Annotated in this window: 19 protein-coding genes; 13 read left to right on the top strand and 6 right to left on the bottom strand. The window is 51.4% G+C overall.

The window, feature by feature from the left end:
* Positions 1-5 precede the first annotated feature (5 nt).
* The 6 genes from priA to rpsF form a co-directional block, all read right to left on the bottom strand.
* Positions 6-2,549 carry a replication restart helicase PriA gene (gene priA / locus HMJ29_RS01980; protein ID WP_171589907.1) on the bottom strand — a complete coding sequence of 848 codons (2,544 nt, stop codon included), beginning with the start codon at positions 2,547-2,549 and terminating at the stop codon, positions 6-8.
* Positions 2,550-2,755: 206 nt separating this feature from the next.
* Positions 2,756-4,798: a thioredoxin domain-containing protein gene (locus tag HMJ29_RS01975; protein ID WP_171589906.1), complete on the bottom strand. Its 2,043-nt coding sequence runs from the start codon at positions 4,796-4,798 to the stop codon at positions 2,756-2,758.
* An 88-nt stretch (positions 4,799-4,886) separates the two neighbouring features.
* Entirely contained in the window at positions 4,887-7,283 is a 2,397-nt protein-coding gene (locus HMJ29_RS01970) for a GSCFA domain-containing protein (RefSeq protein ID WP_171589905.1), read from the bottom strand.
* Positions 7,284-7,508: 225 nt separating this feature from the next.
* Entirely contained in the window at positions 7,509-7,952 is a 444-nt protein-coding gene (rplI, locus tag HMJ29_RS01965) for a 50S ribosomal protein L9 (RefSeq protein ID WP_171589904.1), read from the bottom strand.
* A 96-nt stretch (positions 7,953-8,048) separates the two neighbouring features.
* Positions 8,049-8,300 carry a 30S ribosomal protein S18 gene (gene rpsR, locus HMJ29_RS01960; RefSeq protein ID WP_045687822.1) on the bottom strand — a complete coding sequence of 84 codons (252 nt, stop codon included), beginning with the start codon at positions 8,298-8,300 and terminating at the stop codon, positions 8,049-8,051.
* Positions 8,301-8,309: 9 nt separating this feature from the next.
* On the bottom strand, positions 8,310-8,684 hold the full coding sequence (rpsF, locus tag HMJ29_RS01955) for a 30S ribosomal protein S6 (RefSeq protein ID WP_135432176.1): 375 nt from the start codon (positions 8,682-8,684) through the stop codon (positions 8,310-8,312).
* 414 nt (positions 8,685-9,098) lie between these two features.
* Between rpsF and HMJ29_RS01950 the strand changes: the two genes are divergently transcribed.
* The 13 genes from HMJ29_RS01950 to HMJ29_RS01890 all read left to right on the top strand — a co-directional run bounded on the left by HMJ29_RS01950 (position 9,099) and on the right by HMJ29_RS01890 (position 24,928).
* Positions 9,099-10,442, top strand: a complete 1,344-nt coding sequence (locus HMJ29_RS01950) for a cytochrome c3 family protein (protein WP_171589903.1) — start codon at positions 9,099-9,101, stop codon at positions 10,440-10,442.
* 159 nt (positions 10,443-10,601) lie between these two features.
* A complete protein-coding gene (locus HMJ29_RS01945; RefSeq protein ID WP_171589902.1) occupies positions 10,602-13,658 on the top strand; it encodes a TAT-variant-translocated molybdopterin oxidoreductase in 3,057 nt (1,018 codons plus the stop codon).
* Positions 13,659-13,734: 76 nt separating this feature from the next.
* On the top strand, positions 13,735-15,195 hold the full coding sequence (nrfD, locus tag HMJ29_RS01940) for an NrfD/PsrC family molybdoenzyme membrane anchor subunit (protein WP_244678711.1): 1,461 nt from the start codon (positions 13,735-13,737) through the stop codon (positions 15,193-15,195).
* Positions 15,188-15,712, top strand: coding sequence for a DUF3341 domain-containing protein (locus tag HMJ29_RS01935; protein WP_171589901.1), 525 nt, complete (start codon positions 15,188-15,190; stop codon positions 15,710-15,712). Before nrfD ends, HMJ29_RS01935 begins: the two co-directional genes overlap by 8 nt.
* Complete coding sequence (locus tag HMJ29_RS01930) at positions 15,712-16,446, top strand: c-type cytochrome (RefSeq protein ID WP_171589900.1); 735 nt, start codon at positions 15,712-15,714, stop codon at positions 16,444-16,446. Before HMJ29_RS01935 ends, HMJ29_RS01930 begins: the two co-directional genes overlap by 1 nt.
* A 6-nt stretch (positions 16,447-16,452) precedes the next feature.
* Positions 16,453-17,790 carry a quinol:cytochrome C oxidoreductase gene (locus HMJ29_RS01925; protein ID WP_244678710.1) on the top strand — a complete coding sequence of 446 codons (1,338 nt, stop codon included), beginning with the start codon at positions 16,453-16,455 and terminating at the stop codon, positions 17,788-17,790.
* Positions 17,791-18,092: 302 nt separating this feature from the next.
* The gene (locus HMJ29_RS01920; RefSeq protein ID WP_317240821.1) at positions 18,093-18,950 is read left to right on the top strand and encodes a cytochrome c oxidase subunit II; all 858 of its coding nucleotides are present in this window, start codon (positions 18,093-18,095) and stop codon (positions 18,948-18,950) included.
* Positions 18,951-18,975: 25 nt separating this feature from the next.
* Positions 18,976-20,835 (top strand): cytochrome c oxidase subunit I, encoded by a 1,860-nt coding sequence (locus HMJ29_RS01915; protein WP_244678709.1) that lies wholly within the window; start codon positions 18,976-18,978, stop codon positions 20,833-20,835.
* A 122-nt stretch (positions 20,836-20,957) separates the two neighbouring features.
* Positions 20,958-22,076, top strand: a complete 1,119-nt coding sequence (locus tag HMJ29_RS01910; protein WP_244678708.1) for a COX15/CtaA family protein — start codon at positions 20,958-20,960, stop codon at positions 22,074-22,076.
* Positions 22,077-22,129: 53 nt separating this feature from the next.
* On the top strand, positions 22,130-22,981 hold the full coding sequence (cyoE, locus tag HMJ29_RS01905) for a heme o synthase (protein WP_171589899.1): 852 nt from the start codon (positions 22,130-22,132) through the stop codon (positions 22,979-22,981).
* Positions 22,982-23,126: 145 nt separating this feature from the next.
* Positions 23,127-23,714, top strand: coding sequence for a cytochrome c oxidase subunit 3 (locus tag HMJ29_RS01900; protein WP_171589898.1), 588 nt, complete (start codon positions 23,127-23,129; stop codon positions 23,712-23,714).
* A 24-nt stretch (positions 23,715-23,738) separates the two neighbouring features.
* Positions 23,739-24,512 carry a cytochrome c oxidase subunit 3 gene (locus HMJ29_RS01895; RefSeq protein ID WP_171589897.1) on the top strand — a complete coding sequence of 258 codons (774 nt, stop codon included), beginning with the start codon at positions 23,739-23,741 and terminating at the stop codon, positions 24,510-24,512.
* A gap of 74 nt (positions 24,513-24,586) precedes the next feature.
* A complete protein-coding gene (locus tag HMJ29_RS01890) occupies positions 24,587-24,928 on the top strand; it encodes a cytochrome C oxidase subunit IV family protein (protein ID WP_171589896.1) in 342 nt (113 codons plus the stop codon).
* The last annotated feature ends 3 nt before the right edge of the window (positions 24,929-24,931 follow it).

The following is a 24,931-nucleotide window of genomic DNA, read 5'->3' as shown; positions in this document are numbered from 1 at the left end:
CACCTTTACATAGGGTCTACATCAGCCGCAATGCGGGCTTGTTTAAAGTCCTTATGATCACGCACTAGATTTATAGACTCCAGAATATCAGCCTTAGCTGACCGAAGCACCGTATGCTCACGGCTGAGCTTAATGGTGATTTCCTGAAGGTAAAAGTTTCGGATTCGGAAGATGTAAGGAGCTTCAGGACCCAGCACAGCCTCGCGGCCCAGCCTATCCACCAACTCCTGAGTTAGCATGATGGCGGCCCGCTCAGCCGCCACGGGGTCCATGTGTTTTACCGTGAGGCGAATTACCCGCATGAAAGGTGGGTAACCGTGCTCACGCCGTTGCAGAATCTCGTACTCGTAAAACTCCAGGTAATCATTCCGGATTACCTTATCAAAGATTACCTGTTGCGGGTCGCCGGTTTGAATAATTACCTTGCCCTTCTTGCCTTTACGGCCTGCCCGTCCGCTTACCTGCACAAACATCTGGAAAGCGCGTTCATGGGCCCGGAAATCGGGATAGTGAATGATGCTGTCGGCGTTGATGATACCTACCAAACTCACGTTGGCGAAGTCTAGGCCCTTTGTCACCATTTGGGTACCCACCAGCACGTTGGTGGTTTGCTTCTCGAAGTCAGAGATGATCTGCTGGTAAGAGTTCTTGGCGCGGGTGGTATCCAGGTCCATGCGCTGTACGCTGGCGGCCGGCAGCATAATCTTCAGGTCGTCCTCCAGCTTCTCAGTGCCAAAGCCCACTGTTTTAATGTTGCGCGAGCCACAGGCCGGGCATTCTATCGGCATGCGGTCGTGGTAGCCGCAGTAGTGGCAGCGCAACTCGTGGGCGTGCTTATGGTAACTGAGGCTCACGGCGCAGTTTTTACACTTCGGAATCCAGCCGCAGTCGAGGCAGTTAATGAAGGGCGCGTAGCCGCGGCGGTTTTGAAACAGGATTACCTGCTCCTTGGCGGCCAACTTGCGCTCCATCTCCTGCATCAGCTCCGGCGTGAAATGGTTGAGCATGGTCTTTTGCTCCCGCGATTTGCGGGTGTCCACTAATTCAATTTCCGGTAGACCAGCCTCCCCAAAGCGCTTGGTCAGCGACACCAGGCCGTAGCGCCCTGTACGGGTCTGGTAATAGGTCTCTACGGAAGGAGTGGCCGAGCCCAGTAGTGTTTTAGCTCCCTGAAAATTCGCCATCATCAGGGCTACCTCGCGGGCGTTGTAGCGCGGAGCCGGGTCGTACTGCTTGTAGCTCGATTCGTGCTCCTCATCTACAATCAGCAGCGCCAGATTATCGAAGGGCAAGAATACCGATGAGCGTACGCCCACCACTACCTGAAACCGCCCCGAAAGCACGCCATTCCATACTTCTACCCGCTCATTGTCGGAGAACTTGGAGTGATATACGCCTAGCCGTGAGCCAAACACGCGCATCAGGCGCGTTACAATCTGGGCAGTAAGGGCAATTTCGGGCAGCAGGTACAGCACCTGCCCGCCGCCTTCCAGTGCCTGTTGAATCAGATTGATATATATCTCGGTTTTGCCGGCACCCGTTACGCCGTGGAGCAGCACAATGTCTTGGGTCTGAAACTGCCGCATGATGTCGTCGTGTGCCTCCTGCTGGGCTTCACTCAGCGTGAAGTGCATATTAGCGGCCTCATCATCGTCCATTGGAAAGCGCGACACGATAACGTCGAACTGCTCAAGCACACCGTTCTTGATGAGCGTATTCACGGCAGAAGGGGAGAGGTGGGGCGCACTGGTTAGCGCAGCCTTCTCTAAGCCTTTGTGGTTAGCGTGCTCATTCTGGTATACCGGCACCCGCTGCAGGTACTGCATGAGCACATCAAGTTGCTTGGCTTTAGAAGCCAGCTGCGCAAATAGTTGCTCCAGGGCCGCCTCAGCCACATAATGATGCGCTAAGCGTACTTTCTTCACCACTTTAGGCGAGTACTTATCAGAGAGATGCTCGAAAAGGAATACCACATCCTTCTGCATCAGTGACTTGATGTACTTGTGGAAGGAGGCAATGCCCAACAGTTCACCAACCTCGGTGAACGTCATGGACTTGCCCTCTTCGCCAGTGCTCAGCGCCTCCACAATCTTCTGCTCCTGCTCGCTTAGTGGGTATGGGTTCGTTTCGGCTTCAAATGCCGGGTGAAGCTGTACCCGGCTCTCCGAGCTGAGTTTAAGCGCAGCCGGCAACGCGGCATTAATTACCTCACCTAGCGTACACAGGTAATAGTCGGCCATCCAGCGAAACAGCTTCAGCTGGGGCTGAGTCACTACGGGTGCATCATCAATAAACTCGAGGATGTACTTCGCCTGGTAGTTGGCAGGCGGCGTCTCGTGCACCGCGGCCACAATGCAACTCAGCGTTTTCTTGGCCCCAAACTGCACAATAACCCGGCCCCCAATCACCACCTGGTCGTTTAGCTCGAAGGGGACACGGTAGGTGTATAGTTTGGGCAGCGGCAACGGCAGAATTACGTCCGCAAACAGCGTAACGCGGTCGGCTGCCGGTTCCGGCTGCGGCTGAACAAAGTCAAACGTGAGGCTCAAAAGAAATCAGAAACAGAATGCGAATAGTAAAGATAGACGGCTAGCCTCAATGAAGTGACGAGCTATCTACGATTTGCGTAGGCCAGTTCTATATAGCTGGCCTACCATAAGTGCCCGCTAGGCCACTCTAAAAGCACTACGCTGACCAAGGTTGTGAAGTGGCCTGGCTCTGTTAAAAGTGCGTCTATAACTCCTGAAAAAACACACTAGGCCAGTTGAGCCAGCGCCTCGGCCACCGAGTGCACCGGCTGCTGACAAGTTCGGTTATAGCACACGTAAATGGTTGTGCTATTATGACGGGCCTCGCGGTTAGCAAGCAACGGTAGCTCACTAGAGCTGCTGGTGCCAGCCAGCACTACGTTAGGCAGGTAGTGCTGGCTCAGGTTCGCTCTGAACCGTGCGGCCTCCGGGCCCACAATGGCTACTTCTGCCGTGGGGCGTAGGCGAGCCGCATAGAGGGCTGCCCAGTTAGCAAGGTTGTGCGGTTCTTTCACCACCAGCTCGTGTACTTGTTGTAGTATAAGTCCGGCTAACTCGGTGTAGCGCTCTTTTTCTAGGTGGAGGCCTAGGCGGTGCAGGTTATGCGCCATCACGGAGTTAGACGCCGGAATAACATTGTCAAAAAGCTCCTTTTTGCGGGCTATTAGCGCTTCGCTCCGAGCGTTGGTATAGAAGAACTGGTTTTCAGTGGGGTCGAAGAAGTTTTCCAGTACGTAAGCCACTAACGCGTCGGCTTCATGCAGCCACTCCTCTGCAAACGTAGCCTCATAGAGGCTGATGTAGGCCTGTATCAGCAGGGCATAATCTTCCAGGAACGCATGAATGGTAGCATGCCCATTCTTATAGTTGCGGTATAGCTGGTTGCCTAGGCGTAGGTTCTGTTGCAGAAATGCGGCGTTTCGTAGGGCTAGTTTTAAAAACTTAGGCTCCTGAAAAGCGCGGTAGGCATCAATCAGCCCTTGTAGCATAAGCGCATTCCAGCCCGTCAGAATTTTATCGTCAAGGCCCGGGCGTAGGCGGCTTTCTCGCGCCTGGAGGAGTTTGTGCTTCCAACCAGAAACCAAGTCAGCCAGAACGCTGGGTGCAAGCTGATGATGTTGCGCAAAAGCCTTGTCAGACTCTTGGCGGTGCAAAATGTTACTGCCATGCTCCCAGTTGCCCAGGGCAGTGCAGCCATAATACTCGCTGGCCAACAGCTCCTCATCACCCAAAACTGCCTGTAGCTCCGCTCGGGTCCAGATGTAGAACTTGCCTTCCTCGCCCTCGCTGTCTGCATCAAGTGAAGAATAAAAACCACTATTGGGGCTCATCAGCTCACGCTCCACAAACCCAACTATACCGTAGGTCACTTGCCGGTAAAGCTCATCCTGCGTGTGTTGAAAGGCCTCTGCATACAGGCTAAGTAGTTGGCCATTGTCATAGAGCATCTTTTCAAAATGCGGCACCAGCCAATTTTCATCAACTGAATAACGAGCAAACCCGCCGCCTACCTGATCATGGATACCGCCCCAGGCCATTTCGCGCAATGTAAGGTGCAACTGCGCCAAAAGGGCATCGCTGTTGGTTAATGCGTGGGTGCGGAGCAGAAAACGCCAGATGCTGGGCATCGGGAATTTTGGCGCTCGATTAATTCCGCCTTTCTCATGGTCGAAGCGGGCGGCCAAGTTGTAGACGAGCAGCTTAAACTGGTCGTCGGAAAGACCAGCATTGGTAGCTGGCAGGCGGTACTTGTCCAGTTCACTTGCCTGAAGTACTTGCGCAAACTGATCTGCTGAAGCGTCCAGCTCGGCACGGTGCTCTCCGGCATAGCCCCGGCCAATACTTTCCAGCAGCTGCACCCAGTTACGGGGCTGAAAATACGTGCCGCCGTAGAAAGGTTTGGCCTCTGGGTTCAGAAAGACGTTCAGGGGCCAACCACCCGCCAGCCCCATAGCCTGCAGCGCATCCATGTATACTTGGTCTACATCGGGCCGCTCCTCCCTATCTACCTTTATGCAGATAAAATAGCGGTTCATTACCGCTGCTATCTGCGGGTTCTCAAACGACTCTCGCTCCATCACGTGGCACCAATGGCAGGCTGCATATCCAATGCTCACCAAAATCGGTTTTTGCTCTGCCTGTGCTCGTGTTAAAGCCTCTTCACCCCAAGGGTACCATTCTACAGGGTTATGGGCGTGCTGAAGCAAATACGGGCTGGTTTCCTGCGCCAAGCGGTTGCTGAAGCCAGGAGAAGAGATGGGTGTTGACATGCAGTTGAGGCAGGTTGATAAATAGAAAACCCGGCCACCAGGAGCCGGGTTTTATAATATCATGCATAAAGTCAGAGGCTAGGCCACTTTACTCGCTAGGCTCTGTTCCCGAGCCAGGAGTAGGTTTGCGGCGGGGTGGCCTAGCACGCTTGGGGGCCGGAGCCTTAGCTTCGGGAGTTGCCGCACCGGGTTCTGGCGCTGGGTTAGCGGCCTTTTTGCGGCTTCTTGAGGCCTTTGGCGCTGGCGCTACGTTTTCAGGAGCAGCCGCAACAACTGGTGGTTCCGGTGCTGGGGTAGCTTTGGCTTTCCGGGGGGGGCGCTTCTTGGGAGCAGGGGCGGCTTCTGGTGCTTGAGGCTCTGGGGTAATTGCCGCTGCAGGCTGGGTGCTTATTTCTGGCTGAGAAGTGGCTGTTGTTGCTGGCTTGCGCGGCGCCCGCTTCGGCCGTGGCTTTGGCGTGGTAGCTGAGGCAGGAGCGGGTGCTTCCGGCGCGGCACTAGGTTCTACCGCTTCACCCTGCGTATCAAGAGCAGGGGCTACGCTTTGTGGCGCCGCAGCGGCCGCAGACTCTGCCGCAGCGGCCACGCGGCTCTGGGCGGCGTTGCCACGGTTGCGGCTGGCACCTCCCCGGTTACGAGAGCGGCTTTTAAGCAAAGCCGATGATTCTTCAGCGCCGGGCATTTCCGAGGTAAGCGCGGGCAAAGGGGAGGGCGTAGGTTCTACAGCTACAGAAGGGCGTTGCTCCGCGGTAGGCGTCACTTCCGGATCAGTGGAGGCCGTATCCTCGGTATGAGGAACTGCATACAGCGCGGGACGGGTGCCCCGGCGTGGTTCTCGCTCCTGCTGCCGGCCTTTTCGCTGTGGTCTGTTACGACGGGAATTACGCCCACCTGACTCAGCCGCGTCTGGAGCTTCAGCATCAGCTGCCGGGGCCTCCTCAGTCGCGAGGGAGGGCTCCTCCTGCAAGGCAGGTTCTCCTACTTCAGCCGTGCTAGGCCTGTTCATCTTCCCAAATAACTCAGCCTCGGAGATGTAGGTAATGCCTTCTGTGAAGGGGGCCGGTTCTGAGTCGGGTTCCGTCTCTGTCGCCTGCTCAACAGTGGGTTGCTCAAGCGAGGCATCTATGGCCGTAACGGCGATACTGGCTTCAGCTTCGGCCGCCAAGCGTGCTGCCTTGCGCTTACTGCGCTTAGCTCCACCCCGCGACCGACGCTTTTTCTTGCGCACAGGAGTTTCACCATCCTGGGCAATGGCATCAGCTTCTTCCTCTGCTAGTTCTTCATCAGTGGCATACTCCAAGTCTACACCAGAGTAGGCCGATTCATAGGCCTCTTCTGAATCGGGCTCAGCTACTTCGAGCTCAGCCGCATCCTCTGCCTCAATGAGGAGGCCACTGCCTTGGCTGAGCAGCTCTGCCCGGGCAGTGTCGCCTTCCTCTAGCTGTTCTTCATCCTGGTACTCATCTTCGTCTTCTTCCTCCGGCTCTGGGGCTGGTGGGGGAGGGGGCAGGGGGAGAGCCGCTAGTTCTCTCTCAACGTGTAGCAGCTCCATCCGAACATCGGCCTGCGCGCTGAGGCGTTGCAGACGGGCGAGAGTGCTTTCTAAAAACTGCCTGTGCTCGGGTGCCGCAATGTGCAAGGGCCGGTGGGCTAGTGCCTGCCGGATACTTTCCCATTCTTTCTTGAACCGGCCGAAAGCTGTGTCAAGATAAGTGCGGGTAAACCGCTCCCAAATGTAGTTTTCTGCTACATCTGAAGGATGCAGCATATCCGAAGCATAGAACCGATAATCCCGCAGATCATCTACTAGCAACTCGTAAGCCGGGAAGTAAGAAACATCCGGTAACAGCTCGCTCAGATAGTGGCACGCTACACGCAGCATGGATTTGCTTACCGAGCTGAGAGGCAAGGTCTCCTTCAAGTGGCGCACTGGGCTAACCGTCAGGATAAAGCGCAAACGAGGATTTATGCGCCGCAAATACGCGTGTGTTTCCGCAATGGCCGCAATAATTTCATCGGCTGTCAGCAGCTCTTTATCAAATTTCTCGGCTGGTACCTTATGGCAGTTGCTGATAATTTCATCCGTTTCGCGCAGGCGGTAAGCGTAGGCCGTCCCCAATGTTAGCACTACGGCATCAGCCGTGGCCAGGAATACACCCGTATCACGCACTATGCTCTGGATGCGCTGCAACAGGTCAACCGGGGAGTCGGCACCCAGGGTCGCGTGCAAGTCGTAGCTCTGCCAGCGGCCACGCGCTTCCACGAGGTGCTGCTGCCAGTCCATGTCTTCGCCGGCGGCTGCCCGAAGCAACTTGCACGCTGACACCGGATTGAAAACAGTACCAAAAGGATTTACCAGTGTTGCCACCTTAAAATCTGCTAACCGATTTCCAATCGAATCTGAGAAGCACGAGCCTATCGTCAGTACCCGCGCAGAGTGCGGCAACTGTTGTGGATGAGGCGTAAGGGGTAATTCAGTACGAAACATTTCTCCTTGATACGGCCCTAAAACGGCCAACGGACAGGCAACCTACTTAACATCGTTCGTTCAACCAAAATCACGCAACTATACATGAGTACGTTGGTTAGGGAACAAACACCATTAAATAGAAATATTTGAAGCCCGATGAAGTAAACTCTCACAGCTTACCGGTGAGAAAAAAAAGCCCGGCTACTCAAGCAGCCGGGCTTTCTCAGATGTAAGCGGAATAGCTTATTCAGCTACTACGTTGAAGCGTACTTTGTGTTTTACTTCGCGGTGCAGATCAACTGAAGCGGTGTACTCACCAACTGCGCTGGGCTCCGAGTCAAACGAGAGACGCTTACGGTCTACATCGATGCCCTTAGCTTTCAGTGCGTCGGCCAACTGTAGCGTAGTGACCCGACCGAAGATACGGCCGCTTTCACCCACTTTAGCAGGAATGTCCAGTACCACATCACCGATTTTGTCAGCTACTGCTTGAGCATCAGCTTTCACTTTTTCAGCTTTGTGAGCAGCCTGACGTACGTTCTCGGCTACAATTTTCTTGTTGGTTTTGTCGGCTAGGATAGCCAGACCCTGCGGGAGCAGGTAGTTACGGCCGTAGCCAGGCTTTACAGTAACGGTGTCGTTCTTGTAGCCCAGACCTTTAACGTCGTCTTTCAGAATTACTTCCATGTCTTTATTGAGTTGCTAGCTGCAAATTGTTGGTTGTTGATCGACTGCAAAAAGCCCCGACCGGCAACTGACAACTGACAACTAAACACTGACAACTTATTTCAACGAGTCGGTTACGTAAGGCATCAGCGCCAGGTGACGGGCTTTAGCCACGGCCTGAGCTACTTTACGCTGGAACTTCAGGCTGGTGCCCGTGATGCGACGGGGCAGGATGCGGCCCTGCTCGTTCACGAACTTCAGCAGGAAGTTCGGGTCTTTGTAGTCTACGTACTTAATGCCATTTTTCTTGAAGCGGCAATATTTCTTGCGCGTATCCTGCTTGTGGATTTTTTCGTTGGCGAGGCTCATCTTTCTAACTTACTGGGCTACGGCTTCCGATTGTTTTGCTTTCTGCTGGTTCATCTCGCCCTTCCGACGACGCTCACCGTAAGCCACAGCGTGCTTATCCAGAACCGTAGTCAGGAAGCGAATTACACGCTCGTCGCGACGGAAAGCCAGCTCCAGCGTGTCTACGATGTTGCCCGAACCGGTGAACTCCACGAGGAAGTAGTAGCCAGTGGACTTCTTCTGAATTGGGTACGCCAGTTTCTTGAGGCCCCAAGCTTCAGTGTTGATAATGTCGGCGCTATTTTCCTTAAGCACCTGAGTGAACTTCTCGACCGTCTCTTGCACTTGGCTCTCGTTCAGTACGGGAGTCAAAATGAAGACCGTCTCGTAATTTCTTACTTCCATTACGACGGGGTGAAAATTGTGTGAAAAACTAAATGAGGGGGCAAAGGTAATGAGTTTTTGGGTCGTTACTATACTATTAAGGAGAAATAATTCCTTACCCTGCTTTCAGCAAACAATTGATACTCAACCGGCAAAACCTTCTGGCCAATTATTGAGTTGGAGTTTAAGTCCTTAATAAGGGGAGTAGCGCTAATTATATAGGAGTAGGAGAGAAGTTAGATTGGTCTAAGATGCAGAGGTGCAGAAGCAGTCAGTAGTGCTGGTCGGAACCGTGCTTATGCATCTTTTTAGATTAATTCTAGACAACTGCAAAGGGCGAAAATTAGCAGAAACGGGTTTGTTCTCTGCGTTTCCCGACCTACATTTGTGGCCTTGGAGCACCCCCGCGTTTCTTTTTTCCCGTCAAATTGTGCTATGAATAGCATCCGACTTCGTTCCCTTCCCCACCTCCTTCTTGCTCTGTTTCTGACGTTTGCTGCTTATGGTCAAGCCTTGGCACAAACGGTTGGTTCGGCTCCGGCCGTGAGTAAGGAAGGTGTAGCGCCCGACGCTACGGCTGGCGCAACTCCTGCTACAGCCACTGCCCCCGCCGCTGGTGGTGGCGATGCTGCCGCTATTGCGGCCGGCGATGCCCTGTTTAAAGGTAATTGCGCTCAGTGCCATGCCGTAAACGAGGTAGTAGTAGGTCCTGCTTTAGCGGGTATTACTAAGCGCCGTCCCATGTCCTGGATTATTCCATGGATTAAGAACTCCAGCAAAGTTGTTGCCAGCGGTGATGATTATGCTGTAAAGCTGTTCAACCAGTACGGTAAGCAGCAAATGCCTAGCTTCCAGCTTTCTGATCAGGAAATCACCTCTATCGTAGCGTGGGTAACCTCACAAGAAGGTGGTAAGCCCGGCGCTGTAGCAAACAATCAAGGTACTAATATCACGCCAGGTGATGGTGCCGAAACTCCTGGAGCAGATGGAGCTGGTGCTGGAAGCTACATGAACATATTACTTATTGTATTGGTAGTTGTTCTCATCGTACTGGTAGTAACGCTGGTTATCATTGCCAACATTATGAAGGACGTTCTTCGCGGTCGTAAAGACCTCGACGGCCGTGATGTTGAAGTGATTGAGCAGCGCTTTGATTACTCTAAGATTTACAAATCAACCGCCGTACGTGCTATCGTTGGTATTGTCTTCGTCTTAGCAGTCCTCTACGAATCAGTGCAGGGTGCTATGGGTGTAGGCCTGCAGCAAGGCTACCAGCCTACGCAGCCCATTGCCTTCTCGCACAAGCTGCACGCTGGCGAGAACCAGATCAACTGCGCATACTGCCACACTTCGGTTTACAAGAGCAAGTCAGCCAACATTCCTTCGGCTAACATCTGTATGAACTGCCACTCGCAGATCAAAACGGAGTCTCCCGAAATCAAAAAGATCTACCGCGCAATCGAGCGTAAGCAGCCAATTCAGTGGGTTCGTATTCATAACCTGCCTGACTTAGCTTACTTTAACCACTCTCAGCATACGCAAGTAGGTGGCATCGAGTGCCAGACCTGTCACGGTCCTATCCAGAATATGGAAGTAGTATATCAGTACTCTCCTCTGACTATGGGCTGGTGCATTAACTGCCATCGCGAAACTCCTTTGAACACGAAAGGCAATGCCTACTACGATAACCTCGTGAAGCTTCATGACGCCAAGAATGGTGCAGTCCCCTTCACCGTATCGTCAAATGGCGGCACCGAGTGCTCGAAGTGCCACTACTAACAGGTCAGTCAGGTCTCAAGAGCCTAGGTTGTTAACTACAATAGCCTAGGCTCTTGAATCAAGAAGCCTTAAGCCTTTAACTAAGCTTTAAACTTGCGGACTAAGCGGGGCAACAAAGCCGAAACCCCAAGTCCCCAAGACCCTAAGTCCCCTAAACAAATGCAAGAGTCGCCTAAGTACTGGAAGGGAATTGAGGAACTGGAGAACTCACCGGAGTTCATGAAGAATGCACTCACGGAGTTTGCAGACTTCCTGCCGGTGAAGGAAGCTCATGGTGCTTCGGATGCCACGGTGGCCCCCCGCCGCGACTTTCTTAAGCTCATGGGCTTCGGCATTGCCGCCGCTACCCTCGCCAGCTGCGAAACCCCCATCAGAAAGGCAATTCCGTACCTCAACAAACCAGAAGAGGTAGATCCAGGAATTGCAAACTTTTATGCTTCCACGTTTTTTATTGGCCAGGATTACAACAGCATCCTGGTGAAAACCCGTGAAGGCCGCCCAATCAAGTTTGAGGGCAACCCTGAATCCCCTATCACACGCGGCGGTTTGTCGGCACGCGCGCAGGCAGCTGTTTTGAGCCTATATGATGGTGGTCGTTTGCAGCACTTTGCCGTTAAAAAAGGCAATGAGCACGTAAAGACTGATCGTGATCAGGTTGATCAGGAAATCCGTGCTGCTCTCGCTAGCACCGCTGGTAAGATTGCCATTGTTTCCCCCACAATCATCAGCCCCTCTACCAAGAAGGTAATTGCTGAGTTTGCTTCCCGCTACCCAAGCACCGAGCATGTGATGTACGATGTAAATTCGGCATCGGGCTTAGTGCAGGCGAACGGTGGGGTATTGCCCTCTTATGATTTCAGCAAAGCGCGTGTAATTGTAAGCGTAGGCGCTGATTTCCTAGGTACTTGGCTTTCGCCAGTAGAGTACGCTCAGCAGTACATCACAAACCGTAAGGTTTCTAGTGAAAAGCGCGATATGTCGCGCCACTACCAGTTCGAGTCGGCTCTGACTCTAACGGGTTCTAACGCCGATGTGCGGGTGTCTGTGAAGCCTTCAATGCAAGGTGAAGTAGTGCTGGCATTGTACAACGCTATTGTGGGTGGAGGCTCTGCTTCCAGCTATAATGACAGTAGCAAGCAACTAGCTAAAGCCGCTCAGGAGCTAAAGAATGCTCGTGGTGCAGCGCTGGTGGTATCGGGCTCTAACGACCCGGCTGTTCAAACGCTTGTTGCTGCTATCAACCAGACTTTGGGCTCAACGGCTGTAGATGCTGCTAACCCTTCCATGATCCGTCAGGGAGATGATGCGCGTATGGCTCGTTTAGTACGCGAGATGAATGGTGGCCAAGTAGGCGCTGTTATCTTCTATAATGCCAACCCAGCCTATGACCATCCTCTGGCTGAACAGGTGGTTGCCGGTATCAAGAAAGTCAAGACTACCATTTCTCTAAACGACCGTTTAGATGAAACAGGTGTTTTGTGCACATACGCTGTGCCCGATCATAACTTCCTGGAGTCGTGGAACGACTACGAGCCAAAGCGCGGCTATTTGAGCTTAGCTCAGCCAGTGATAACGCCTTTGTTCGCTACTCGCCAAGCTCAGGATTCCCTCTTGGCTTGGGCCGGAAGCCCAACAACCTACTACAATTTCCTCCGCAATCAGTGGAAGGGCGTTCTAGGTGGTAACTTTCAAAAGGCATGGGATAAAGCTGTGCACGATGGCGTGGCTCTCGGTACAGCTTCACCAGCACCTGCTGCCCGAGTGGCACCAGCACTGGATGTAACTAGTGCTATTGCAGCTATTAAATCAGCTCCCAAGCCATCAGGCATTGAGCTTACTATCTACGAGAAAGTAGGTGTTGGTAGTGGTGCAAACATTTATGCTAACAACCCTTGGCTCCAAGAACTGCCTGATCCGGTATCAAAAGCTACTTGGGGCAACTACGTTGCAGTACCCCGCAAAATGGCGGTTGAACGTAAATGGGAGCAGGGTGATGTAGTGCAGGTTAGCGCTAACGGTAAAACTATCGAGCTGCCCGTATTAATTCAGCCAGGTCAGGCTGATGGTGCTGTAAGTATTGCCTTAGGTTATGGCCGTACCAATGCTGGCAAAGTAGCTGATGGGGTAGGTGCAAACGTACTGCCCCTCTCCGCTGTGCGTAACGATGTTATTCTCTACACAAATGGAGTTGACATTAAGGACACGGAAGCTAAATCACCAATTGCTCAGACCCAGACTCACCACACTATCATGGACCGTAAGGCTGTGGTACAAGAGGCTTCGCTGGCTGACTATATTAAAGATCCCAAGGACGTAACGGAGTACGAGACTATCTCTACTCCTGATGGGCCGCAAAAGCCCAACAAGGTTTCCTTGTGGCAAGATTACGAGTACAAGAACCACCACTGGGGGATGGTAATTGACCTGAACTCCTGCATTGGCTGCGGTTCCTGTGTAATCGGTTGCCAAGTGGAGAATAACGTTGCAGTTGTGGGTAAGCAAGAGGTGCTCAACCGGCGCGAAATGCACTGGATCCGTATCGACCGCTACTACAGCTCTGATGCCCACAAAGAGGATTTTGAGACCAAGGGCAAGTTGGATACTTACGAAGCCATGGAGCACCCTTCAGACAACCCGAAGGTGATTTTCCAGCCCATTATGTGTCAGCATTGTAACCACGCTCCCTGTGAAACGGTGTGCCCGGTACTAGCTACCACTCACAGCTCGGAAGGTCTCAACCAGATGACCTACAACCGTTGCGTTGGTACTCGTTACTGTGCTAACAACTGCCCATACAAGGTTCGTCGCTTCAACTGGTTCTCGTACTACTCTAATGAGAAGTTCGAAACAGTGAACGGTCACATGTTCACTGACCTCGGCCGGATGGTGCTGAACCCCGATGTAACAGTACGCGCTCGTGGTGTAATGGAGAAGTGCTCTTTCTGCGTACAGCGGATTCAGCTTGGTAAGCTGGAGGCCAAGAAGCAAAAGCGTCGTCCTCAGGATGGTGAGATTGTTTCGGCTTGTGCTCAGTCCTGCCCCACCCAAGCCATTGTATTCGGTGACATGCGTGATCCTAACTCCCGCATTGCGCAAATCATGCGTCGTGAAGATGGAGAGCGTGCTTTCCACGTGCTTGATTCGATCAATGTTCAGCCAAACGTCACGTATCTGACGAAGATTCGTAACACGGAATCAGAAGTTCGTAACGCCTAGAAACAGAGCCATAGGGGAGGGCCAGGTGGCCTAGTGCTAGATAGCCCTTCCCGTTTACTCCTTTAAGTCTAAACATATGCAGCACGTATCGCCTGTACGGGAGCCGCTCGTAACCGGGGGGAAAACGTACCATGACGTCACCCAGGACGTGTGTCGCCAGGTTGAAGCCGCCCCCAATATCCGGTGGATGGCCGCCCTGAGCGTCGCCCTTGTTCTTCTCGGCGTATTCTTCTACTCCGTATATCGTACCCTTTGGTATGGTATCGGTGAATGGGGACTCAATAAAACTGTTGGCTGGGCCTGGGACATCACCAACTTCGTGTGGTGGGTAGGTATTGGTCACGCTGGTACCCTCATTTCAGCAGTATTGCTGCTGTTCCGTCAAAAGTGGCGGACTTCTATCAACCGCGCTGCAGAAGCTATGACGATCTTCGCCGTAATCTGCGCCGCTATGTTCCCAGTATTGCACATGGGCCGTCCGTGGCTTGCTTACTGGGTGTTCCCTCTTCAGAACACATTTGGTTCGCTGTGGGTAAACTTCAACTCACCGCTGCTGTGGGACGTGTTTGCCATCTCAACCTATTTCACCGTATCGCTGGTATTTTGGTACACGGGTCTGGTTCCTGACTTCGCTACCATCCGCGACCGTGCTAAGGGTCCAATTGCTAAAGTGGCCTACTCGCTACTGAGCATGGGCTGGAAAGGCTCCGCTAAGCATTGGTCACGTTACGAAACCGTTTCGCTGATCCTGGCTGGTGTGTCTACGCCACTGGTACTTTCGGTACACACTATCGTATCGATGGACTTTGCAACCTCAGTGGTTCCAGGTTGGCACACGACTATCTTTCCTCCCTACTTCGTAGCAGGTGCTATCTTCTCGGGCTTTGCTATGGTACTTACCCTGATGCTTATCACTAGGGTAGTATTCAAACTGGAAGACTATATAACCATTGAGCACATTGCCCTCATGAATAAGATCATGATGGTAACAGGTTCTATCGTAGGTGTGGCCTACATCACCGAGTTCTTTATTGCTTGGTATTCTCAGGTTGAATTTGAGCAGTACGCTTTCATTAACCGTGCCACCGGTCCTTACTGGTGGGCTTACTGGTCGATGATGACCTGTAACGTAATTACGCCGCAGCTGGTGTGGATTCGTCGGGTGCGCTACAGCATTCCACTGACCTTCATCCTGTCGATCATTGTGAACATTGGTATGTGGTTCGAGCGCTTTGTAATTATCGTGACCTCGCTGCACCGCGACTACCTGCCATCGAGCTGGGCAATGTTCTCGCCTACTATCATCGATATTGGCATCTATGTGGGTACGATAGGCCTGTTCTTCACCTTGTTCCTGTTGTTTGCCAAGTTCTTCCCGGTAATCAACATGGCAGAAGTGAAGTCGGTGCTGAAGTACACAGTGGATAATGGCCCAACTTATACTGGCCATGATCCTCATCATGCTCCCACGACACATCAAACCTCCACCCACGGGGTTCCGGCTTCGGCTCCTGTAAACTACGATAAGCATGACTAAGCGCTTCGCCCTCGGCATCTTCGACGACGAAGACGTGCTGTTGCACGCTGTTGAGAACGTCCGTGAAGCGGGCGTCAAAATCTACGAGGTCTTTACCCCGTTCCCCATCCACGGCATCGATGATGCTCTTGGTATCGAACGTTCGCGGTTACCAATTGCGGCTTTCTTTTTCGGCCTGACTGGTTTGTGCTTCGCCCTGTGGCTACAGATTTATACACTGGGCTTTGACTGGCCAATGATCATTGGCGGTAAACCACACATTGCGTTACCCGCTTTCATCCCTGTATCCTTTGAGCTAACGGTACTTTTTTGCTGCCATGGTATGGTAATTACCTTTTATACCATCAGCAAGCTGTATCCACGTTGGAAAACACCAGTACTGGACGTACGCTCAACTGACGACAAATTTGTGATGGCCATTGAAGTGAATGAAAACACTGACATGACTAAACTGTCTCAGCTGCTGCGTGACAATGGTGCTTCGGAGGTGAACCAAAAAGAAATGTCTAAGTTCTAATGACGCATTCGCTGAAAATAACTCTGCAAGCGTCGGCGGTACTGCTGGCATCGGTGTTCACCACCGCTTGCAACCGCGCCGATGATCCAGGAGTGGAATACGCTCCGGAGATGTACTACTCAATTCCTTACGAGCCGCTGAAGCAGGAAAGCGCCAATAAGGTGAACCCAATGGGCCTGAACATGCGGACTCCTGCCATCGGTACAGTGCCCCGCGGTAAGCTCAACTATTTCACGCATATCGGTAAGGATAGCATTGGTATAGCTGAGAAGGTTCTGAACGAGCCTTTTGCTTACACTAAAGCTAATTTGGCAGAAGGCCAGACTCTTTATACTCGTAACTGCCAACATTGCCATGGTGAACAAGGTGATGGTCAGGGTCCAGTTGGAGTAAAGTTCAAGGGGGTGCCTAACTACTCGACGGGTGCTTACAAAACCATGAACGAGGGCCACATCTACCATGTAATTCAGTGGGGCAAGGGCCGTATGATGCCACATGGTTCTCAGGTAAACCCAGAAGAACGCTGGAAGATTGCCATGTATGTACGTGTACTACAACTCGGCAAAGGTCCTGATGGGCTAACTGACTTTCTGGCTTCTAAAGGCGCTTCGGCTACTGACACAGCACAAACCACTGAGCCTTTAAATCAAAGCCCAGTAGGTGAGGCTCAAGCCGGTAAGGCTTCTACTACTCCTGCTCAAGGTGACAAGGCACGTAACGGAACGGCGAACTAACTCAATATGGCAACTCTGACCCATCACGAAAACGTGACGGCTGAATACCTGGAGGTTTCGCCGAATGCACGTAAACGATTTATTACCATCATCGTAGCCGGCGTAGTGTTGCTGGCTATTGGGTTGATTGTAGCTGCTTTAGGCATTGGTGCAGAACACCATGAAGGTGCGGTGTCCGCTCATGCTGCAGCTGGCGGGCATAGCACGGCAGGTCATGAAGGCACAGCCCATCATGGTAGCCCTGTCTGGTTGAAACGTTTCATTGTCAGCCTGTGGCACAATAACGTTTTCTTCACAGGAGTATCTGTGATTGGAACCGTGTTTATGGCCATCCAATATGTGGCCTACGCTGGCTGGTCTGTTTTAATTAAGCGGATCAACGAAGCCCTCAGCGCTTGGGTACTGCCCGGTGGTATTCTGATGGTTGTAATCTTTTTCATAGGATTATTTAACCACGATATCTTCCATTGGACTCTGCCAGGTATCATGGAAAAGGGTAATGCTAACTATGATGCTATCATCGCAGGCAAGTCTGGCTTCCTTAGCATACCTTTTTACCTGATTCGTACGATTTCGTACATCATCATCTGGGTAGTATTTACTAATAAGCTGCGCAACCTGTCTCTAGAAGAAGATTTGAATGGCGGCACTGAGTACTTCCATAAGAGCATTACAGCTTCGGCTTTATTCTTAGTGCTTTTCGCAGTGTCTTCTTCTATGTCGGCCTGGGACTGGGTAATGTCAATTGACACTCACTGGTTCTCAACCATGTTCGGCTGGTACGTGTTTGCATCCTGGTGGGTATCGGGAATTGCTGCAACTACACTGTGCGTAATATTCCTGAAGCAGGCTGGGTATATGCCCTATATCAAAGAAAGCCATCTGCATGACTTAGGTAAGTTTATGTTCGGCTTCAGCATCTTCTGGACCTACGTGTGGTTCTCGCAGTTCATGCTGATTTGGTACGCCAACCTTCCTGAAGAGGCTGTTTACTACAATCAGCGTCTGGGCGGCTTCAATGGTCAGTACACGTGGATCTTCTTTTTTAACTTATTCATCAACTTCGCTTTCCCTTTCCTTGTTCTTATGACACGGGATGCGAAGCGTCAGATGATCATGTTAAAGATCGTCTGTGTTGCCATTCTGATTGGCCACTGGTTTGACTTTTATTTAATGATCATGCCAGCAACTATGCAGGCTGAGAATGGGTTTATCATAGAGATTGGAACAGCCTTGGTATTCCTAGGTTCCTTCTTACTCTTGATGACCAAACGCCTATCACAGGCCTCTTTGGTGCCAGTTCACCATCCATTCTTGGATGAAAGTGTGCACCATACGACCTAATCATAGACATGAGTAGTGAGAGGAGGGGAGCAGGGAATTCAAAGTCCTGTTTCCCTCTTCAAATCTCTAACAGTTTCAGCTTACCCCTTTCTCATGACTGCACTTGGTATTCTTCTGGTATTGGCGCTGCTGCTAGTCGTTTTCGGCTTGCTGTTCCGTCTCCAGATTCTGACCTCCATCTTCTCGGGTAGCACAACGCGCGAAGTAGGAGTAAGTAACCGTGTTAACGCTATCCTCTTTCTTCTCTTTTTGGTAGGGGGGGAGCGGCTTTCATTTGGTCTTTTGTTGACAACTTCGACAAGATGAACCCTCCGATTGCCTCCGTACACGGTCATGCCACAGAGCGGATGTTCTGGACGACTATGATCATCCTGGGCATCGTGTTTGCTCTCACGCATATCCTGCTGTTTGTGTACTCTTATAAGTACCAGCACAAAGAAGGTCGCCGTGCGTTCTTCTTCCCGCATAACAACAAAATTGAAATCATTTGGACGCTGATTCCCGCCATTGTAATGGCAGGCCTAGTATTCGCTGGTTGGAAAGAGTGGTCTCGTATTATGGGTCCAGCTCCTAAGGATGCAGTCGTACTAGAGGTAATGGGTAAGCAGTTCAACTGGCTGGTTCGTTACCCTGGTCGCGACCAAAAGCTGGGTGTGGTAAATTATCGTCTGATTGATGCTACCAACGAGTTTGGTTTTGACCTGAGCGACCAGAGTGGCCTAGATGACTTTGTTGCTCCCGAGATTCACGTACCTAAAGGCCACCCCGTGCTGCTGCGCATTCGTTCACGCGATGTATTGCACGCTGTTTACATGCCACACTTCCGTGTGCAGATGTATGCAGTTCCTGGTATGCCTACCAAGTTTTGGTTTACTCCAACCAAGACTACGGATGAGATGCGTGCTCAAACGGGTAATCCGAAATTCAACTATGAACTGGCTTGCAACCAGATCTGCGGTCGGGGACACTTCGCCATGAAACTAAACATTGTAGTAGACGAACCAGATGACTACGTTGCATGGTTCTCTCAGCAGAAGTCTTTCTCGGAGCAGAACCCAGATATTCTGGCTAGCTTTAAGCAAAAGACGAATAAGTTAGCTAGCAAAGCAGCGGCAATTCCTGCCGCCGCAGTAGTACCTGCTGCTAATGCTTCGCTTTAATTTTCTCTAAACGCACGCTTCTCATATGGCTGCTAATCTTTCTAATCAAGCTCAAGTGCAGGGTGGGGCCGGTGTAACCGAGCCTGGTATCTCGCACAATGAGCACACGCACCACGACGAGCACCACGAGCAAGGTTTTCTGTCGAAGTACGTATTTAGCACCGACCACAAGACCATTGCCAAACAGTTCCTGATTACGGGTATGCTGTGGGCAATTATCGGTGGTACGCTTTCAAGCTTGTTCCGCTTACAGCTAGGCTGGCCTGAATCCACATTTGAGTGGCTTCAGCCTGTACTTGGCAAGTGGATTGAAGCTGGTAAGCTGAATCCTGAGTTCTACTTGGCTTTGGTGACGATGCACGGTACCATCATGGTATTCTTTGTGCTGACGGCCGGCTTATCGGGTACGTTCTCCAACTTCCTGATTCCGCTGCAGATTGGTGCCCGCGATATGGCCTCGGGCTTCATGAACATGCTCTCGTACTGGTTCTTCTTTATTTCCAGCGTAATCATGTTTGTTTCCCTGTTCATTGAGACAGGACCTGCTGCTGCTGGCTGGACAATCTACCCTCCACTGAGTGCATTGCCCCAGGCAATTCCCGGTTCGGGAGCTGGTATGACCCTATGGTTGGTTTCGATGGCACTGTTTATCGTGTCGCAGCTGCTAGGTGGTGTAAACTACATCACTACAGTTATTAACCTGCGTACCCAGGGTATGAGCATGAGCAAGTTGCCCCTTACTATTTGGGCTTTCTTTCTCACTGCTATTCTAGGCCTGCTGGCCTTCCCCGTGCTGTTCTCAGCAGCGCTGCTACTGATCTTTGACCGTTCGTTCGGTACTTCGTTCTTCCTTTCGGATATCTACATTGCTGGTCAGGCATTGCCTAACACGGGTGGTTCGCCTATCCTGTTCCAGCACTTGTTCTGGTTCCTGGGTCACCCTGAGGTGTACATCGTAATTATGCCTGCCATGGGTATGGTTTCGGAAATTCTGGCAACCAATTCGCGTAAGCCAATTTTTGGCTACCGCGCAATGATTGGCTCCCTGATCGGTATCTCTCTGCTGTCGTTCGTTGTGTGGGCTCACCACATGTTTGTGACTGGCATGAATCCCTTCCTTGGGTCGGTGTTTATGTTCCTGACGCTGATCATCGCAGTACCATCGGCTGTAAAGACTTTCAACTGGTTGGCCACTCTGTGGCGCGGTAACATCCGTTTCACGTCGGCTATGCTGTTCTCTATTGGCTTTGTATCGCTGTTCATTGCTGGTGGCCTGACAGGTATTGTTCTTGGTAACGCTGCCCTCGATATTCAGATGCACAACACTTACTTCGTGGTAGCTCACTTCCACTTGGTAATGGGTAGCTCAGCCTTCTTTGGTTTGTTTGCCGGTGTATATCACTGGTTCCCTAAGATGTTCGGTCGCCACCTAGACGAGAAGCTAGGGTACATTCACTTCTGGCTGACGTTCCTCGGGGTATACCTCGTTTTCCTGCCGATGCACTATGTAGGTATTGCTGGTTTCCCCCGCCGTTATTATGCTTGGACTGGTTTTGACACTTTCAGCCAGTTTGCCAACCTGAACAAATTCATCTCGGTGGCGGCCATTCTGGCATTCTTCGCCCAGTTTGTGTTTGTCTTCAACTTCTTCTACAGCATCTTCCGGGGGCGTCGTGCTAGCGAGAATCCATGGAACTCCACTACGCTGGAGTGGACTACACCAGTAGTTCCTGGCCACGGCAACTGGCCTGGTGCTATCCCAGCCGTTCACCGTTGGCCCTATGATTATAGCAAGCCTGGTGCTGCTGAGGATTTCATTCCGCAAAACGTTCCTTACTCACAAACGCAGTCTTCGAACTTGCCTTACGAGAAGGAGATGGAGTAGTAGCCGAATGGCACTAGTTTAAGAAATGGGCCGCCGTACCTACAGCGGCCCATTTCTTTTTAAAGGCCGGCCCCGACTAGTCGGAGCTGGCTTTTTTTTCGTCTGGTGAAGCAAATGATGGAGTGAGATTGTTTGCTAAGTATAAATTGATCCTCTTCAAAATGCCTGATTTAGATTACGTTCGTCGTTTTCGTTTTGTAGGAATCTTGACTGTGGTGGCAGTCTATGTGCTAATTCTAGTTGGTGGAATAGTACGTAGTACTGGTTCTGGGATGGGCTGCCCAGACTGGCCTAAATGCTTTGGCACGTGGGTGCCCCCAACAGATGTCAGTCAGCTCCCCGCAAACTATAAAGAGGTATATACTGCGCAGCGAGTAGAGAAAAACAAAAAGCTAGCAAATAAGCTGGAGCGCCTGGGCTTCCATCAGGTGGCAGGTGATATTTTTGTCCATCCTACCCAATACATCGAAACGGATTTTAACCCAGTCAAAACCTGGATTGAATATATTAACCGGTTAGTAGGAGCGCTGATTGGTGTTTTTGTATTTCTGACGGTGCTGTTTGCGGCGCCCTATTGGAACCGAGACAGGGCGGTGTTTTGGCTAGCCTTCGCATCCTTTATTCTTACGGGTGTACAAGGCTGGCTAGGCTCGTTGGTAGTGTCAACGAATCTACTGCCCATCATGGTAACCATTCACATGGGCTTGGCGCTGTTGATTGTAGCGTTGTTAATCTATGCGGTTGACCGTTCGCAAAGAGCCCAGGAACTATTACAGCCAGTACGCCCCGTGCCTGGGCTCACGGCTTGGCTATGGGTGGCAATACTGCTCACCTTCGGGCAAATTGTGCTGGGGACTCAGGTACGTGAGCAAATTGATATGGTGGCCTTCAGCAATAACTATCTGAACCGGGCAGAGTGGGTGAGCCAGCTTGGTGGTACCTTTCGTTTCCATCGCACGTTTTCAGCCCTTCTGCTACTTGTAAATGTTTACCTGGCCTACCGGTTGTACTTATTGCCTTCGCGTAGGCTACACGTACTTGCTACGGCTGTGCTGGCTTGCATTGGATTAGAGATTGTAGCTGGAGTTACGTTAGCATACTTTTCTTTCCCTGCTATAGTGCAGCCAGTACATCTTACAATTGCCACATTGTTATTTGGGGCGCAGTTTGTTGCGCTTATTGACTACCGACGGGCTACTAAATTGCAGCAGCAGACCGCTATTCCGGCCGTTGTTGCGTAACTTTGCGGCCCCGTTCCGGGTGCATTTTGCCCGGCCACTTGTTTGTACAGTTGATGAGTAAAGCCAGGGCGTTTTTTCAGTTAATCAAGTTCCGGCTAGCGCTGACAGTAGCCTTTTCAAGCGCTATCGGGTATTTGCTGGGAGCCCATGAGCTTGATTGGGGTAAGGCCCTGCTGGTTATGGTGGGTGGCCTAGCAGTGACAGGGTCTGCTAACACAATCAATCAGATTTTTGAGATTGAGCTTGATAAGCAGATGAAGCGTACGGCAAAACGACCCTTACCCATGGGCGTACTGTCGGTTACGGAAGCTTGGGTTTTTACCGTGGTGTTGGGAGTGATAGGCCTAGGGCTGCTAGCGTATTTCTTTAATCCGTTGGCAGCGGCCCTGTCACTGGTTTCACTGATTCTGTACGGCTTTATTTATACACCACTCAAAACTATTTCCCCCATTTGCGTAGCAGTAGGAGCTATTCCAGGTGGGCTGCCACCTTTGATAGGCTGGGTAGCGGCTACGGGATACTTGGGGGTGGAAGGCTGGATTCTGTTTGGCATTCAGTTTATGTGGCAATTTCCCCATTTCTGGGCTATTGCCTGGGTATTAGACGACGACTACAAGAAAGCAGGCTTCAAAATGCTGCCTACGCCAGGAAAGAAGGACTTACGGACTGCTTTTCAGATCATGACATACACGCTGGTTCTGATACCGTTGAGCCTGCTGCCGTTTTATTTCGGCATGACGAATACAACGTATCCGATGGTAGCTGCCATTTGTGGAGTGTTGTTCCTGATGCAAACGTTTTACCTGATGCGTACAGTCAGCAAAAAAGCGGCTATGAGTATCATGTTTGGCTCTTTTTTGTATTTACCCATTGTACAGATTGCGCTCGTTCTGGATAGGATATAGCCTGTGGCCATGAGCGTAAGCAATACGAAATAAAGCCAGCGACAACGTGCTGAATGTGCACAAAACCAAGCGGCTATTTGTTCTCAAATAGCAGGCCTAGAGACCTACTAGGCTCCTCTTTGGTACTTTCTAACACAACAACCTTATGCATCCTGCAGAAGCTTTAACTAGTAAGCAGCCCGCCACTGGAGTTCATCCGCTGCGGTTCCTGCTTTGGCTCATGATGGTGAGCATTACCATGATCTTCGCTGCTTATACCAGTGCTTATATTGTTCGCCGCGAGGAGGGCAATTGGCTGGAATTTGATTTGCCGGCGGGTTTCCTGATTACTACCTGCATCATTGTGGTAAGCTCGGCTACTATGCAGTGGGCTTGGTTTGCCGCCCGCAAAGACGAAATTACCCAGGCTCGTACGGGGCTGCTGCTGACTTTCCTGCTTGGAATAGCGTTTTTGGCTGGTCAGTGGGCAATGTGGGGACAACTTGTGGATAACCGGATATTTTTTGGGGGCACTGATGCCAACCCTTCCGGCTCTTTTCTGTATGTATTAACCGGTGTACACGGATTTCACTTGATTACGGGCCTCATCTTTTTACTGGTGGTGCTGCGTAAAAGCTTTAATTATCAGGTGCATTCCCGTCAAATGCTCTCTATTGGCAACGTGACCATTTACTGGCACTTCCTTGGGGCGCTTTGGTTGTACCTGTATTTGTTCCTACTTTTGAACCACTAGATTTTCGTCAACCCCCCGCACGCTATGTCCACCATTTCCACGACGCAGACGATTCCTGATTCCGCCCTGGATAAGCCGCGCACCGGCACCTGGGACGGAGGGAACGAGCCCTTCAAAGCCAGCTATGGCAAGCTGATGATGTGGTTCTTCCTGCTGTCGGACGCTTTCACGTTCGCCGCCTTCCTGACCACTTATGGCCTGATCCGTCACCGCTATGCTGCGTTTGACGAAAAGATTCACGGCGCATTTAAGTTCTCCACTGACTATTGGCCAGTTCCAGATCAGGTGTTTAACGCTTTCCCTGGCCTGCATGGTATGGATGTTCCTCTGGGCTTTGTAGCCTTGATGACCATGATCCTGATCTTTAGCTCGGTGACGATGGTACTAGCCGTAGAGGCTGGCCACCGTATGGATAAGGCTGATGTGCAGAAATGGTTGCTCTGGACTATTTTGTTTGGGGCTACTTTCCTCAGCTCACAGGCGTGGGAGTGGAGCCACTTCATTGGTGGTCATGAGGAGCCTACTATTATGGCCGATGGCACGCGTTTCTTCGGTGCTAACTTAGCCATGAACCAGTATGGCCCCGTGCTGTTCGCTGACCTGTTCTTCTTTATTACGGGCTTCCATGGCACTCACGTATTCTCAGGTGTTTGCCTGTTAGTATACTGCTTCATTGCCACCACCAATGGTACCTTTGAAAAGCGTGGCCACTATGAAATGGTGGAGAAAGTAGGCTTGTACTGGCACTTCGTAGACTTGGTGTGGGTATTCGTATTCACCTTCTTCTACCTCGTTTAATTTTCATGTATTCCCAGGTAAGTATTGACTTGCGGGTCGGATAGTTACCTGGGTTTTTGATTTTCCTTACCACAATGGCTAATCACGTAAACACAGCTCCCGCGCACGTTGGAGAAATTCCGAAGCCTAACACGGGCTGGATCTGGAAGACGTTCTTTGTTTTGGTTGGTATCACGGCACTTGAATTCGTATTCGTGTTTGCCATGGACCCCAGCACGCTGCGCAACTCGATCTTCATCATCCTGACGATCTTTAAGGCCTTTTTCATTGTGGCCGAATTCATGCACCTGAAGCATGAGACCAAGGGCTTGATCTGGACCATTCTGATTCCGATGGCTTTGTTGATTTGGCTGCTGGTAGCACTCGTTACAGAAGGTAATGCTATTGGTGCTGCCGTCGATAATATCGTTTCATAAAGA

Source organism: Hymenobacter taeanensis (genome assembly GCF_013137895.1).
GTDB lineage: Bacteria > Bacteroidota > Bacteroidia > Cytophagales > Hymenobacteraceae > Hymenobacter > Hymenobacter taeanensis.
This window is presented reverse-complemented; position numbering and strand designations above follow the sequence as displayed.

Excerpts from the sequence above, each read along its gene's own strand:
- HMJ29_RS01975 (WP_171589906.1), bottom strand. The coding sequence starts at position 4,798 with ATGTCAACACCCATCTCTTCTCCTGGCTTCAGCAACCGCTTGGCGCAG.
- HMJ29_RS01970 (WP_171589905.1), bottom strand. The coding sequence starts at position 7,283 with ATGTTTCGTACTGAATTACCCCTTACGCCTCATCCACAACAGTTGCCG.
- rplI (WP_171589904.1), bottom strand. The coding sequence starts at position 7,952 with ATGGAAGTAATTCTGAAAGACGACGTTAAAGGTCTGGGCTACAAGAAC.
- rpsR (WP_045687822.1), bottom strand. The coding sequence starts at position 8,300 with ATGAGCCTCGCCAACGAAAAAATCCACAAGCAGGATACGCGCAAGAAA.
- rpsF (WP_135432176.1), bottom strand. The coding sequence starts at position 8,684 with ATGGAAGTAAGAAATTACGAGACGGTCTTCATTTTGACTCCCGTACTG.
- HMJ29_RS01950 (WP_171589903.1), top strand. The coding sequence starts at position 9,099 with ATGAATAGCATCCGACTTCGTTCCCTTCCCCACCTCCTTCTTGCTCTG.
- HMJ29_RS01945 (WP_171589902.1), top strand. The coding sequence starts at position 10,602 with ATGCAAGAGTCGCCTAAGTACTGGAAGGGAATTGAGGAACTGGAGAAC.
- nrfD (WP_244678711.1), top strand. The coding sequence starts at position 13,735 with ATGCAGCACGTATCGCCTGTACGGGAGCCGCTCGTAACCGGGGGGAAA.
- HMJ29_RS01935 (WP_171589901.1), top strand. The coding sequence starts at position 15,188 with ATGACTAAGCGCTTCGCCCTCGGCATCTTCGACGACGAAGACGTGCTG.
- HMJ29_RS01930 (WP_171589900.1), top strand. The coding sequence starts at position 15,712 with ATGACGCATTCGCTGAAAATAACTCTGCAAGCGTCGGCGGTACTGCTG.
- HMJ29_RS01925 (WP_244678710.1), top strand. The coding sequence starts at position 16,453 with ATGGCAACTCTGACCCATCACGAAAACGTGACGGCTGAATACCTGGAG.
- HMJ29_RS01920 (WP_317240821.1), top strand. The coding sequence starts at position 18,093 with ATGAACCCTCCGATTGCCTCCGTACACGGTCATGCCACAGAGCGGATG.
- HMJ29_RS01915 (WP_244678709.1), top strand. The coding sequence starts at position 18,976 with ATGGCTGCTAATCTTTCTAATCAAGCTCAAGTGCAGGGTGGGGCCGGT.
- cyoE (WP_171589899.1), top strand. The coding sequence starts at position 22,130 with ATGAGTAAAGCCAGGGCGTTTTTTCAGTTAATCAAGTTCCGGCTAGCG.
- HMJ29_RS01900 (WP_171589898.1), top strand. The coding sequence starts at position 23,127 with ATGCATCCTGCAGAAGCTTTAACTAGTAAGCAGCCCGCCACTGGAGTT.
- HMJ29_RS01895 (WP_171589897.1), top strand. The coding sequence starts at position 23,739 with ATGTCCACCATTTCCACGACGCAGACGATTCCTGATTCCGCCCTGGAT.
- HMJ29_RS01890 (WP_171589896.1), top strand. The coding sequence starts at position 24,587 with ATGGCTAATCACGTAAACACAGCTCCCGCGCACGTTGGAGAAATTCCG.